Genomic DNA, 14,149 nt, shown 5'->3' on the forward strand with positions numbered 1-14,149 from the left:
GAAAGAAAATATGACTACACCATCATTCATTTTGGAGCTGCGCAAGAAAATCGGACACGACCTGCTCTGGCTTAACGGGGTCACGGGACTCGTGGAGGATTCGCGAGGGAGGATTCTGCTCGGGCAACGTGCCGACACCGGCGAATGGGCGATGGTCTATGGCATTAACGAACCGGGCGAACAGCCTGCTGACACCGTGGTGCGCGAAATCAAGGAAGAGACCGGCGTCGACGCCGAAGTCACCGATTTGGTAGCCGTGATTTCTTCCTCCAAAATCATCACCTACGACAACGGCGACCGCACGCAATATATGGATCATTCCTTCCTCTGCCGCCTCAAGCCGGGAGGCAACGCCGATCCGTTCGTCGGCGATGACGAGAGTCTCAAGGTCGGCTGGTTCTCGCGTGATGCTCTGCCCCAGCCACTTGCGATAAGCACCGTCGAACGTCTGAAAATTTTTGATGAATACCAGCGTAACAAAGCTGCTGGTGACACCCATGCTCTTTTCATCGCTGACGACCAACTTCGTTGATTTAAAAGCAATGGCGTTTTCAACCAAAGCAACTGGAGACCTACTATCAGCATTTAGGCCTTAAATACCACCAGACTATATTTTGCCATCAATACCTTCTTCACAATTGGATTTGCAGTTTTACATTAACCTCGTTAATATATGAAGTCAGTTCATCAATATGCAATCGTCGCAAACAACGATTACAAATGCAGGAATGGCCCGAGGAGGTGTCAGATGCACGAAAAGAGTGAATCGCCAATGTCCCAGCCTGCCTTGCAAGCTTTCTCAATCGACCATCTGGCTCCTTCTATGCCCGACTTTCCCGACGACCCCATCCGTGCCACCGACCCACAATCCGTCGTTTCGGAACGCAATCGCTCGAGGACCTTATGGCACCTCTACCATTACGGTATCTCTTCGCGAGCGCAAATCGCCAAAGCGCTGGGGCTGACGCCCGCTGCCATCACGAAAATCACCGCACGTCTGATCGACGCCGGGATTGTCGCCGAAACCGGTGATATGAAAGGCAGCAAGCGCCGCCGGTCCATTGGACTCAAAATCGATAGCGAACGTTTCCACTTCATCGGCGTCAAATTCGCGCGCAGCTTGGTGCAAATCGGTGTCTTTGACCTGAAAGGCAAGCGCCTGAGCCTCGCTGACATGCCGCGTGTCAGCGACAACACCGTCGATGCCGCCATCGCCGCCACGCATAAAACCATCAACTCCCTGCTGGCAAGCGACCCCGATATCGTCGCCATCGGCATGGCGGTGCCCGGCCCCTATTTGCACGGCACCGGCTACGCCGCACTCGTCTCCAGTATGCCGCACTGGCGCAATATCAACTTCCAGAAGGAATTCGGGCAAGACTGCCCCGTCCCCGTTTTTATCGAACAAGATGCACGAGCCGGCGCCCTTGCCCAACGGCTTTTCGGTGGACTTGATGACGCCGGAAGCCTCGCCTATTTCCTGCTCGGCGAAGGCGTCGGTCTCGGGGTCATCGAAAACGGCAGACTTATCTACGGCAATCTCGGGGCATCCACCGAACTCGGTCATGTCTCCATCGATGCCGTGAACGGCAAGAAATGCGAGTGTGGCAATGTCGGATGCCTTGAACGCTATTGCTCCGCAGGCGCGATTCACGAGCAAATCGACAGAATCAGCATCATCCAAAACTCTGCCAACCTGACGCATATCGAAGCGTGTCGGGGATTGTTCTCGCTTGCCGAGAGGGAAAATGGGGATGACGCCCAAACCGCAAAGGCCCGAAGTTTGGTCGCCGATATCGGTCGTTACGTGGGCTACGGATGCGTCATCATCTGCAACGCCTTCAACCCCCGGCGTATCGTCCTGGGCGACATCGGGGCACTCGGCGGCCAACAGCTTCTCGATGCTGCACAGGCTGTGGTCGATGAACGGGTGATTCCCGAAATCGCGCAATCCACCGAAATTACTTTCTCCAGCCTACCTACCGACGCGGCAGTGCTTGGTGCCGCCGCCACTGCCATTACACAGTTTTTGGATCGTCCTTCCTATTTCGTACTTCCCACCCACCAGGAAATGCGGAATAGTCCAAACCGCAATAAGCCCGCTTCCAACGAGGCTACTTAGCGAAAACGGATAACGGAACCGACAATTCAATAGACTCATAATTTAAGAACGTATAAAAGATGTAAGAAAGGATCACATCATGACCAAGCCAATCGTTGTCTCTCTAGGAGAACTGCTCTGGGACATGCTCCCAACCGGCAAGCGCGCAGGTGGCGCTCCCGTCAATTTCGCTTATCACGCCACGATGAACGGCGCGGAAGGCCACGCCATCAGCGCCGTCGGCGAAGACCCACTGGGCGATGAGCTCGTCGAAGCCATCAAGAAGTCGGGCGTTGAATCCATCGTGCAGCGCAACGCCTGGCCCACCTCCACAGCCGAAGTGGCGCTTAAAAACGGCATCCCCGAGTTCACCATTATCAAGGGCGTCGCCTGGGACCACATTCTTTACACACGTGAGCTCATCAACATGGTGCAGAAGGCCGACGCCATCTGCTACGGCACCCTGGCGCTACGTTCGCAGGAATCCCACGACACCATCGTCGAGCTGTTGAAGCACGCCAAACCCACGGCCATGAAGTTCTTCGACATCAACATCCGCGGCGACCACTATTCCAAGGATCTGATCAATGAACTCCTTGGTTACGCCACCGTCTTCAAGATCAACGACGCTGAGCTGCTATTGCTTCGTGATATGTTCAACATCCGCGGCACCTCCGACGAGGAGGCCTGCAACTGGTTCATGGAGAAATACAATCTGAACTACGTCATCCTGACCGGTGGCTCGACCTTCAGCACCATCATCGCGAAGGACGGGGAATCCTCGACGCTGGATACCCCGCGCGTCGACGTGGTCGACACCGTGGGCGCCGGCGACTCCTTCTCCGGAACCTTCACCTCCAAAGTCCTCACCGGCTCTTCACTGCAGGAGGCCCACCACGCCGCCGTCAACACCGCCGCCTTCGTCTGCACGCAGAACGGCGCCTGGCCCAAGTACCCGGAAACCATTCCGGATTATCTGGGCGAAACTGAGAAATGAGTCATCCCGAGAAAGGCTCGTCTCGCGTCATTTCACAAAAAAGAATCTGAGCCATAACAGATACGAAAAATCCGCAGCAGTAGCAATAAAAACAGATTATCTAGTTTTCATCGTTCCCTGCTGCGGATTTTTTATCGGGCGATTGCAAAGCGTTGTAATTCCAACGTTTCTTTTCATTTCGACTGAACAGTCCGTAGCACCAAATAAAAACTTACTGGAATAAAGTATTCAATGCTGCATTTGCACAGCATCCACACCGTAAATCGCGATGTTCATGACTCCCTGCTGTGCGACGTCAACGCCACAGGTCCCAAAACATTCAATCGTTAAGAGTCCATTGCTGAGACTGTGCTCTTAAGAGAGAAAAAATCGGAACGGCAATCGACAACGGCCATCAGTGAATCCGGCGCCCGGCGCACCAGACGTGCTCGACCTGCCAAGTCTTGGGATCACTGATCAGCAGATCGGCGGCATAACCCGGCGAGAGTAGACCAAGCGGCGCACCTGTAACCTCGTTCGGACGGTCAAAACCGAATGCTCGGGCCGGCGTCAACGTCGCAGCCTCAACGGCATCAGCAGGATCCATGCCGAGCACGTTGACCGCACGCTCGACCGAGTGCTCAAGCAGAAGCGTGGAACCGGCTATGGCACCGTTCGAGACCAAACGGGCATGCCCGCCCTTCACAGTGACGTCAAGCGCGCCCAGCTTGTAAGCACCGTCCGGGCAATCCGTGGCCGACATCGCATCGGTGACGAAAGCGATACGATGCGGCGCGAATTTGACCGCCATCTTCAGGACCGGGTTTTGCACATGGAAGCCATCGTTGATCAGCTCGATGGTGACACGGGGATCTTCCACCGCCGCCGGAATCGGACCCGGTTCACGATGTTTCAGTCCGTTCATCGCGTTGAAGATATGGGTCATGATGCCGGCACCCGCCTCGAAACCTCGCCTGGCCGTCTCGTAATCGGCATCGCAATGGCCCACCGCCGGCACCACACCGGCAGCCGCGAACCGCTTGATGGCGCTCAGTCCGTGCGGCAGCTCAGGGGCAATGGTGATCTGACGCAGCGAGCCGTCGGCCGCTTCGAGCAGTTGGTCGACCAAGTCGTCGGTCGGATCTTTCAGGCAGTTCGGGTCGTGCGCGCCCTTGCGGGAAAGCGCAAGGAACGGCCCCTCCAAGTGGGCGCCGAGCACATCGGGACGTTTGCTCATCGCAGCCTTGACGTTCTTCAGGTTGCTGCACATCACATCCATCGGATTGGTGATCAGCGAAAGCACCTGACGGGTGGTGCCGTGCACCAAATGGCCGGCTCGCGCGATGTCGATGCCTTCCAAGCCGTCGTCGAATGAACGGTTCCAGGAGCCATGAGCATGGATGTCAATGTAACCGGGGGTAAGGTTCTTGCCTTGGGCATTGACTTCGGCCACGTCGCCTTTCAGCATCAATGGCGCGATTTCGCTCGAATATGCGTTATCCTGATTACCAGCGGTATCTTCGGCAACTTTGTCGGGTCTCTCATCGGCAATGCCGAATCCGCGACAGGCTGATATCATAGACATTTCCCCGTTGCCAGTCGCCGCAATCACACCATCGCGAGCAATGATCCAGAAGCCATGTTCAATACCCCGTGCATCGATTTTCCGCGCGTTTTGTACCACAAGCCAACGGGTCGGCTCACCTTCGACGGCTTTTGTGACCTTTCCAACCGTTTGCTCCCTGTCTTCATTTGACATTGCCGCTTCACATTCCTTCATCCATTGTGTTTAGGATTGCTTTCTTATTACTCAGATCTGTTGCCACACCGGCTTGTGAGCGTAGGCGTAGCGATAGTAGTCCTTGTGCGCGAGCTTGGAGGCGGCGGCCTCGTCGACGATGATGGTGGCGTGCGGGTGCAGCTGCAGTGCGGAGGCCGGGCAGAAGGCGCTGATACCGCCCTCGCAGGTCTCTTTGACGGCCTCGGCCTTGCCTTCGCCGAACGCGAGCAGCACCAGATGACGGGCCTTCATGATTGTGCCGATTCCTTGCGTGATGCAGTGGGTCGGGACCTGGCTGACATCGCCGTCGAAGAAGCGGGCATTATCGATGCGGGTCTGCTCGGCGAGCGTCTTGATGCGGGTGCCGCTGGCCAGCGAGGAACCGGGCTCGTTGAATCCGATATGGCCGTCGGTGCCGATGCCAAGGATCTGTACATCCACACCGCCTGCGGCCTCGATTGCCACATCATATTCGCGCCCCGCGTCCTTGATGGTCTCCAACTTGCCATTAGGCACACGGACCTTGGCCGGGTCGAGGCCTAAGGGCTCCACCACCGTGCGGGTGATGGTGCTGCGGTAGGACTGCGGGTGCGCCGGGTCAAGACCGGCGTATTCGTCAAGCGCGAATCCACGCACCTGGCTGACGTCAAGATGACGCGCCTTGATCTCTGCAGCCAAATGACGATAAGCCGCGAGCGGGCTGGAACCTGTCGCCAAGCCAAGTACGGCGTTGGGCTTGTTCTCAATAAGATCGGCGACGCACTTAGCGTAGATCTCACCGGCCTCGTCCTCGTTTTTGGTAATGATGATTTCTGCCATATTGATTTCTCCTTTGTCTCCGTTGAAATGTCTTTTATCCGCTGGTTTCGGATGACGGTTTACAACTACTTCACAGCATTCGTCGCCAGCTGCTTTTATTTGTTAACTATACTGACTAATATGGATATTGTGATTTTTAATGCTTTAAACGCAAACACTGGATACATACGTTGAGGTGCAAACAACGGAAAAACTGAATTTTCGAATATTTATAGGGACACTGCACTGCCCAAGAACGTCAATGTTTAGAGCTATCAAAAAACACTTTTCACAAACAATCTGCAATGCAATATAGCAGCTGGCCTTTAGCGTTTTGCCCAGGAAATGGTACCAACAAACGGTGCTTTGTCTGAGCAATACCAGCCAGACAACCCACCGTTCCTCGGGAAGAGGAAATATCTCGTCCGTGACCAGAAACCTACAAAAGATTCAATTTACTTCGTAACACATTAGCCACCGCACCTAATACGGACGTGTCTTCCTTGAGATGAGGGCCGTGCACCACGATTTCATCGATAAACCGCGAATGCACCAGCCTGTTGACCTGATTCTGCGCTGCAAGGCAGAAGTGGGCATCGACTAGATTTTCCGGACCGGCTACTGTCACATCCGTGATATCAGTCATTGCCACAACCATTGCCAACGCCCGTCCAAGCACTTCTCCTGCATGACCTATGACTTCTTCGCGTCGCTCTGGCCAAGCAGTAATCTGTCGATCGAGTACCGGAGCGGCAATAATCGTCTCAAGACATCCACGTTTGCCGCACACACATTCAGGACCATCTGGGTCAACAACCACATGGCCGATCTCACCGGCTGTATTGCCTATGCCTCGCACCACGGCATCGGAGACAAGTAGACCTGCCCCTACACCTTTGGCAATCTGTACGAACATCATGCTCGGAGGGCCAGCCGCGAAGCTACGCTCAGCAAATACACCGCAATCCGCATCGTTTGAGGCATAAACATAGCACCCAAGCCGTGATTCGAGCTTGCCGACAATATCGACGTCCTTCCATCCCAGAAGCGGCGCCTCAATCACCACTCCATTACTGTCAACAAAACCGGGAGTGGCAACTCCCAATCCTAAAAGCGGCAAATCGTTATCGGCCATCAAAGCCTCACATAGCGTAACCACTTGATTGATTCCAAGCCACTGGCCATCAGCCAAGGAAAGCGATTCGCGATGTAATATGGTGCCTTTGAGATCACTGACCACACCTTTGATTTCATGACTCTCCGACAAATCTACGCCAATCACAGCCTTCGCCGTCGGATCGAATTCAAGCATTAGCGCAGGCTTACCTCGACGCGCCGAGCTTTTATAACCAAGCTCGCGCAGGTAACCGTCACTCATCAAATCGGAGACGACATCAGAAGTAGAAACCTTTGATATCCCAGTAACCTTGGCCAGTTCCGCGCGAGAAAGCCGTTCTCCGGAATACAAAGCTCGCAAAATCGCAGTCCGATTGCGCACCCGCACATCGGAAGGCAACGCTCCCGAAAGGAATCCATCTGACCTTCCGGAAGGTATATGGCCACTTTTATCAGATTGATCCAACTTTCGATCGACCATAACGCACCTTCTTTTAGTCCAGCATCAACACCAAGTATTGAGTACAGCAACACACACTAAGAACAAGGAAAGACCGAGACATCTTTCTTAACGCATCGGCACAAACACTAACCTTACTCCCATAATCGAGTTTACCAACCCAATACATCGACGACACCATCCAAATCCGCTTCTTTATCGATTGCCCAGCATCATCTAAATTGCTACAAGATACGCTGGCAACCCTTTTTTCATCCCCGACATAAGAATAAGAGATACGTATCATTGTCAGCATTTCATCTTATCCTACCTCATTAATATAGTTAACTACATTACCAAATATAAGGTGTGGCTGCAAACAACGTGACCTCGTCTGTACCCAACACCAGTTAGCGTCGGCTTTTCGGTAAAGAAATTTCACGACCGGCAGGAAGGCATCACGATGGCACGAATCCTTTTGATTCCACTGGACGAACGACCTTGCAACACGAAGTTCCCCGCGATGATCGCTAAAAGTGGCGGTATACAACTGATCCAACCGAACGACAGGTTGCTAGGCAATAAAAAACAGCCGGCAGACACAACCGCTCTCAAGGATTTCCTCATCGATCAGGCAAGTAGCACCGATGTTGCTATACTTTCCTTAGACATGCTGGTATACGGCGGACTTATCCCCTCACGTCTGCACCACCTAAGCCAAAATGAAGCACTGGCGCGCTTGGAAACGGTTCGCGAACTGAAAAAAGCCAATCCCACACTGACTGTCTATGCATCAATGTCAATCATGCGCTCTCCCGCTTACAACAGCGACGACGAAGAGCCAAGCTATTACGCAATTCACGGACGCGATCTGTTTCGAAGGGCGTACCTTACCGATAAGAAAAGACGTAAAGGGCTTTCCGCTATCGAGCAGAAAGAATTGGACTCTATCGTCATTGCCGAAAATGTTGTCCAAGATTACGAAAATCGAAAACACATCAACCTGACTGTCAATGCAGCATGCCTCGACCTTCTTTCCGATGGCAGTATCGACTTCCTTGCACTACCACAAGACGACTCAAGCCCATACGGATATTCCGCGATTGCACAACAACAGTTGCAAAAAGCGATATCAGCAGCAGGGGTACATGACCAATTGATGGTCTATCCCGGCTCGGATGAAGTTGCATGTACTTTGCTGTCACGCGCAATATGCTCAATACAGAAGAAAAAGCCTACATTCGGAATCCATTACGCCTCAACTTTGGGCCCCACACTTGTCCCGCTTTATGAAGACCGGCCCATGTTTGAAAGCCTCAAATCACATGTGATGGCCTGCGGTGGCCGGCTGGCAGATTCCGATGAGCACGCCGACATCGAATTAATGGTCAATGCCCCTGGCAAATGCATGCAGGAGGCCAGACAGGCCATACTCAATCGAGACATGACCTACGATTCATTCCGTAATCTGCCTCAGTTTGAAGCGTCTATCGAACGATATCTGCTAGAAGGCCGACGTGTCGCAGTATGCGACAGCGCCTACTCGAACGGAGGCGATCCACAGTTGGTTGACGACCTCGATCGCTCAGGCGCACTGGGCGGCCTCATTGGCTATGCGGGATGGAACACTAATTGTAATACATTAGGAACCGTCCTCTCGCAAGCTGTCATCGCAGATTCGCAAAACCCGCAAACGAGCGCCAATCTTGTTTACCGCCTCATTGAGGATACGTTCTATCAGACCAAAACTCGCTGGACGATCGCAGGCCGTGCGAAAGAACACGGCGGTTCATACGAAGACATAATGCCTTGCAACGATTGGGCCGAAACAGAAACCAAAAGCGACCTTCAGAAGCAATATAACAAAACGAAACTATCGAAGACACTTCCCGCTTGTATTAGAACGGTACGATTCCCATGGAAACGCCTATTCGAAATCAATTTGGATGTCGATATGGCGGTTTAAAAAAGCCTACGTCTTTTTGCCTGTTTTATCGAGTCTCTTTACCGGAAGCAACGCCCTCGTTTAGTGGTCGTTGTCTGTGTCACGCAATTACACAGGCAACAATCTTAATTACAAAAAATCACTTCTTCAGCAAAATCCAAGCACTTGAGTCTTGTGGAAGTTTCCCAGCGGCAATAAGGCCAGAGGAAGTCAAAAGGATTTTACCTGCAGGCATGGTAATAGGCTTGGCACCAAAATTGGTGATACTTGCAAACCAGCGATCATGCTTGTCGACAGTGGGACGGCTATAGGCAATAACATCCGGACCCAAATCAAGCTCAGCGATGCTCTCATAATCACCGGTGGCAGTGAGCAGCATGGCACGAATCTTCAGCGCGGCGCGGTAGAAATTCAGCATTGAGCCAGGATCCTCATCCTCTGAATCGACGGCAAAGTCCTTGAACCAGAGCGGCTGAGGGAGATGCAGATCATCGGCGGCACTGCCGTCCGGTTTGACGGCAGGCGAGAACCCGAATGAAGCCCCTGTGCCAAAGTTCTTATCCCATTCGGCAGGCTGTGGAAGATCAGCGGCGTTCCATGGCAATGGAACACGGCAGCCGTCGCGGCCCTTGTCGGATTCACTACGGAACTTATTGAAAGCCGTTAAATCCTCAAGATGATCCCACGGAATGTCTGCGACTTCGAACAGGCCCAATTCCTCGCCCTGATAGATATAGACGGAACCCGGCAAACCCATTTCCATCAGCGCAGCAGCACGTGCACGAAGCGTACCCGAGACTCGATTCTCACAATACGTCTTTCCATCGCGCAACAGCCAATCTTTGGCCAACGCAAAATATTGTGGCAATCCATAACGAGTCGCGCTGCGGATAAGATCATGGTTATTCATCACCCAAGTCGTGGTCGAACCCTTTGTCTCCTTGGCCGCATCCAATCCATCATGGATAGCCCTGCGCATGTCGCCGACTTTCCACAGTGCCGAGGTTAATTCAAAATTGAAAACCTGGCCGAGTTCGTCTGGCGAGGCATAGAGATGCTGATGTTCCGGCCTGACCCAAGCCTCTGCGACGGCAAAGCGAGGTGGATCGTATTCATTGAAGACCTTTCGCCACTCCTTGTAAATATCGTGAACCTCAGGACGGTCCCACAGCGGACTGTCCACTTCGTTCTTGCCATCCCCACCTACTTGATAGTGTTCGGCAAGCCTGTCAAGCGGCTCACGATCAAGATCTTTGGCCAAGCCGTGTGCCACATCCACGCGAAAACCATCGGTGCCATGGTCACTCCAGAAACGTAAGGTTTTCTTGAACTCTTCATGAATGTCGGGATTCTTCCAGTTTACATCAGGCTGTTCACGCGCAAAGATATGGAAATACCACTGTCCATCCGGAACACGTTCCCAAGCCGGACCTCCGAAAAGCGACTGCCAATCGTTTGGCGGAAGTTCGCCATTCTTGCCTCGCCCTTCACGGAAGATATACCGATCACGCGCCGACGATCCGCGTCCGGCCTTAAGTGCCTCCTGAAAAAATACGTGCCTATTGGAGGTATGGTTCGGAACAATGTCAACAATCACCTTGATATCCACCCCATGTGCCGCTGCAACCATCTCATCGAAGTCATCCATCGTTCCTAGGCGTGGATCCACGTTTCGGTAATCGTCCACATCATAGCCGCCATCGACAAGAGCCGAGGGATAGAAAGGCGAAAGCCACACCGCATCGATGCCGAGCTTTTTCAAATAGCCCATTTTTTCGGTAATTCCTGCGATGTCCCCGATGCCGTCCCCATTGACATCCTTGAAACTGCGCGGGTAGATTTGATAAACGACGGCTTGCTTCCACCAGTCATTCAACAAGTTGTTAGCGCTCATAGTTTCCTTCTTTTTCATTCGTAGCGGACCCGAACCTACAACCGCTTCAGATTACAAAAGCAGCTCTTGTAAGGTTGGTAATCAGGCATGCCTTAGATTGCGCCACTTGCTTCTACCCGAATTTTGACGAATCGAATAAGGTGATGCCTTTGCCATGTTTTATCGTCAAAAGCATCACCTTCTCTACTTACCGAGCACACTTTGGGACAAAGGCCTCGAAGATGAAACGATCAAAACCTTGTGCACTCTGTGACAATTCTTCTTCATTGTGAATCGTATACGTAACAGGCTCAGCACCAAGGCGACGGACAAGGCTCATCTGTATCGTATCAAAGCCATGCCACTCATACGCTGCAAAGTCCGGACGGGAAAGCCAGTCAAACCCAAACCAACCGCGAACCCATGTACGCCAATCTTGAGCGCTCACTTTGCCCAGATCCTGGATATTGTGCAACGGGAATGGAATGGGGTTGGAAAGCTGACCACGACAGACGTCAGGGCAAGCATTACGATACCAACGCATCGCCATCGCATTGAACGATTCGACAACATAACTGCCGTGATATTCACGTTCATACTCACGCAGCAACGCATTTCCTCGCTCCATAAGCTCATTGTCCTGCGACCGCCAACCCTGATGATCGAACTTATATTCGACCACAATCGGGACCCGCCCTGCCACCAGATGAAGTACATCGGTAAAAAGCGGCACGTGCTGACTGGCAACGCTCATGGAAGCCGTCCCCGTGGCACCCAGAGGCTTGGCCTCTGAATCGCCAATCCGGCTCGGTGAAGGGAAAAGAGGGATTTGACAGAGTTCTTCGTAATTGAGGTCTTCAACACGCCTAGAATCCCCGGCAACTCGCATCAGCTCCGAGTCATGGACCACAACGACTTGATGGTCAGCGGTCAAATGCAAATCTAGCTCAATACCAAAGCCGGCTTCACATGCGGCCGCGAATGCGGGGAGGGAGTTTTCCGGAGCAATAGGGACACCTGTCACATCGTCGGCATCGGCTTGTGACAAATCATTGCCAAAACCCGCTTGTCTTGCCATTTTACGAGCAAAAGCCACATATTTCGCCGCATCATGGGCATCCGGAGACGTCAGCCCCGATCCTACGTCATGCAAACCACGATGCGCGTATAAGACATCAGGCACCTTGGGAACCTTGTTGCGCCGTCTTGCCTCGCTCGAACGCGGTGCCATCGCCCATGCGACGAAACCTGCAGCCAGCACACCCGCCCGCAATGCAGATCCTAGCCAGGAATGCCGTTTGAGAGCAGTTACATTGTGTACAACCATCTTCTACCTCCTAATACTACAAGAGTTATTGAAACGGGCTACTCCTTGATACCTCCGCCTTCCAGCCCACGGAAGAAGTAGCGTTGGAAACAGGCGAAGAAAACGAGAATCGGCACCAGAGAAACCACAGCGCCTGCTGCGGTAAGCCTGGGGTCACTGACGAACATGCCTTTGAGCCGATTCATTCCTAAAGTCAATGTATAGTTCTCTTCGTCAGAAATAACGATAAGCGGCCAGAGGAAATCATTCCACGCGCCAACGAAAGCGAAAATACCGACCACCGTCATCGTGCCTTTTACTTGCGGAACACAGATATGAATGAACTGCTGCCAGATATTGGCACCATCGACTTGCGCCGCTTCCTCGAGCTCTTTAGGAATTGCTTTGAACGCATTGGTCATCAAAATGATGTTGATGGCCCCACACATCCCAGGAAGAGCGACGGCCAGCAAGGTATTCTGCAAGTTGACACTTCTCATAATGAGGAAACGCGAAATGATAACACCTTCAACAGGAATGACCATGGTGGTCATGAAAATCAGGAACACCGCTTTGCGCCCTCGCCATTCCAACCTACCAAGAGCGTAGCCGGACATCGTCGAAAACGCCACGTTACCAGCAATAGAGAGCAGCGCCACGATGGCGGTGTTAAGCATATAACGGAATACCGGAACCTGATGGAAAACATCAATGTAGTTTTGCAATGTGGGTGTCTTAGGAATCACATATGGAGGCACAGCATAGACATTGTCTCCCGTGCCTTTGAACGAAAGGGAAAGTTCCCAAACAAATGGGCCAACCAAAAGAACAAACATCAAAATTAGAGCAATATATTTGACGATTTTGCCAATTGTCACGTTTTTACGGTTCTTCATGATTATTGCCTCCCCCTGGCCTGAATGACTTGCTGAATAATGAGCATGGCTCCTACGACAAGCAGCACAATCAACGACAATGCGCTGGCATAACCTGTGTGGGCTTCAATACCGGTACCTTCCTGCTGAATAAGCATTGCCATCGTGATGTCTTCCCCACCGGGTCCACCCGTACCGTTGGTAAGTACATAAACCTCGCTGAAGACACGGAACGCCGCTATCGTTGAAAGCATCATGATAAGAACCATCGTCGGGCGCACGCCCGGTATCGTTACATAGAGAAATTGGCGAATCGGCCCTGCGCCGTCAATCGAAGCCGCCTCGTAAAGCGAATCATCGATATTGGCAAGAGCCGTAAGATAAATGACCATGTAGTAGCCAAGTCCCAGCCAAATCGTCACGAACATCGCTGAAAATAGCGTCATCCAACGGTCGGTAAGGAATGGAATTGGTTCACGAATCAAATGCAATGCCTCAAAAAGCGAATTGATAAGGCCTTTCGAATCAAGCAGATTCGTCCAGATCATACCAACAACCACAGCGCTCATCACCACTGGCGTATAGAACGAAGTACGGAAGAATCCCATGATCTTCGAATCGCCTCGTACCAAATTCGCCAGAATCAATGGCAGAATGATCATAAACGGTACTACACACACCACATAAAGTGTGGAGTTCAGCAGAGCCGTCCAGAAATATTCATCATGGCTTATTTCCACAAAATTATCAAAACCGATAAAGTGGCCTGGCACCAGCAGCGTCGAATCAGTAAAAGCTAAACGAAAAGTGTTCAATGCTGCAATTATCGTAAATACGAAAACAATCAGAAGAGAAGGAAGAACGAAAAGATAGGGGATGATCTTAGTACCGAATGATTGTTTCTTTTCCTTCATATTTGCCAACTTTCCCTAATGCTGGG

At 52.2% G+C, this 14,149-nt stretch carries 11 protein-coding genes; 4 read left to right on the forward strand and 7 right to left on the reverse strand.

Annotated features, from left to right (window positions below; genetic code table 11):
* The first annotated feature begins 10 nt into the window (after positions 1-10).
* The 3 genes from OZX70_RS06335 to OZX70_RS06345 all read left to right on the forward strand — a co-directional run bounded on the left by OZX70_RS06335 (position 11) and on the right by OZX70_RS06345 (position 3,098).
* Positions 11-532 carry an NUDIX domain-containing protein gene (locus OZX70_RS06335; protein WP_277179999.1) on the forward strand — a complete coding sequence of 174 codons (522 nt, stop codon included), beginning with the start codon at positions 11-13 and terminating at the stop codon, positions 530-532.
* A gap of 291 nt (positions 533-823) precedes the next feature.
* A complete protein-coding gene (locus OZX70_RS06340; protein ID WP_277182137.1) occupies positions 824-2,122 on the forward strand; it encodes an ROK family transcriptional regulator in 1,299 nt (432 codons plus the stop codon).
* Between the two features lie 79 nt (positions 2,123-2,201).
* Positions 2,202-3,098 carry a carbohydrate kinase gene (locus tag OZX70_RS06345; RefSeq protein ID WP_277180001.1) on the forward strand — a complete coding sequence of 299 codons (897 nt, stop codon included), beginning with the start codon at positions 2,202-2,204 and terminating at the stop codon, positions 3,096-3,098.
* Positions 3,099-3,492: 394 nt separating this feature from the next.
* On the opposite strand, the gene nagA is transcribed toward OZX70_RS06345, so the two are convergent.
* The 3 genes from nagA to OZX70_RS06360 all read right to left on the reverse strand — a co-directional run bounded on the left by nagA (position 3,493) and on the right by OZX70_RS06360 (position 7,252).
* The gene (gene nagA / locus OZX70_RS06350; RefSeq protein WP_277180003.1) at positions 3,493-4,836 is read right to left on the reverse strand and encodes an N-acetylglucosamine-6-phosphate deacetylase; all 1,344 of its coding nucleotides are present in this window, start codon (positions 4,834-4,836) and stop codon (positions 3,493-3,495) included.
* A 51-nt stretch (positions 4,837-4,887) separates the two neighbouring features.
* Positions 4,888-5,676 carry a glucosamine-6-phosphate deaminase gene (gene nagB / locus OZX70_RS06355; protein WP_277180005.1) on the reverse strand — a complete coding sequence of 263 codons (789 nt, stop codon included), beginning with the start codon at positions 5,674-5,676 and terminating at the stop codon, positions 4,888-4,890.
* Between the two features lie 418 nt (positions 5,677-6,094).
* The gene (locus tag OZX70_RS06360; protein ID WP_277180007.1) at positions 6,095-7,252 is read right to left on the reverse strand and encodes an ROK family transcriptional regulator; all 1,158 of its coding nucleotides are present in this window, start codon (positions 7,250-7,252) and stop codon (positions 6,095-6,097) included.
* Positions 7,253-7,673: 421 nt separating this feature from the next.
* Here OZX70_RS06360 and OZX70_RS06365 point away from each other — a divergent pair, with 421 nt between their 5' ends.
* On the forward strand, positions 7,674-9,176 hold the full coding sequence (locus OZX70_RS06365) for a DUF4127 family protein (protein ID WP_277180009.1): 1,503 nt from the start codon (positions 7,674-7,676) through the stop codon (positions 9,174-9,176).
* A 118-nt stretch (positions 9,177-9,294) separates the two neighbouring features.
* Here OZX70_RS06365 and OZX70_RS06370 read toward each other — a convergent pair whose 3' ends face one another.
* The 4 genes from OZX70_RS06370 to OZX70_RS06385 all read right to left on the reverse strand — a co-directional run bounded on the left by OZX70_RS06370 (position 9,295) and on the right by OZX70_RS06385 (position 14,123).
* The gene (locus OZX70_RS06370) at positions 9,295-11,049 is read right to left on the reverse strand and encodes a glycoside hydrolase family 13 protein (protein ID WP_277180011.1); all 1,755 of its coding nucleotides are present in this window, start codon (positions 11,047-11,049) and stop codon (positions 9,295-9,297) included.
* A gap of 187 nt (positions 11,050-11,236) precedes the next feature.
* On the reverse strand, positions 11,237-12,355 hold the full coding sequence (locus tag OZX70_RS06375) for a glycerophosphodiester phosphodiesterase family protein (protein ID WP_277180013.1): 1,119 nt from the start codon (positions 12,353-12,355) through the stop codon (positions 11,237-11,239).
* Between the two features lie 38 nt (positions 12,356-12,393).
* Positions 12,394-13,230, reverse strand: a complete 837-nt coding sequence (locus OZX70_RS06380; protein ID WP_277180015.1) for a carbohydrate ABC transporter permease — start codon at positions 13,228-13,230, stop codon at positions 12,394-12,396.
* A 2-nt stretch (positions 13,231-13,232) separates the two neighbouring features.
* A complete protein-coding gene (locus tag OZX70_RS06385) occupies positions 13,233-14,123 on the reverse strand; it encodes a sugar ABC transporter permease (RefSeq protein ID WP_277180017.1) in 891 nt (296 codons plus the stop codon).
* Positions 14,124-14,149 lie beyond the last annotated feature (26 nt).

The organism is Bifidobacterium sp. ESL0732, assembly GCF_029395535.1.
GTDB lineage: Bacteria > Actinomycetota > Actinomycetes > Actinomycetales > Bifidobacteriaceae > Bifidobacterium.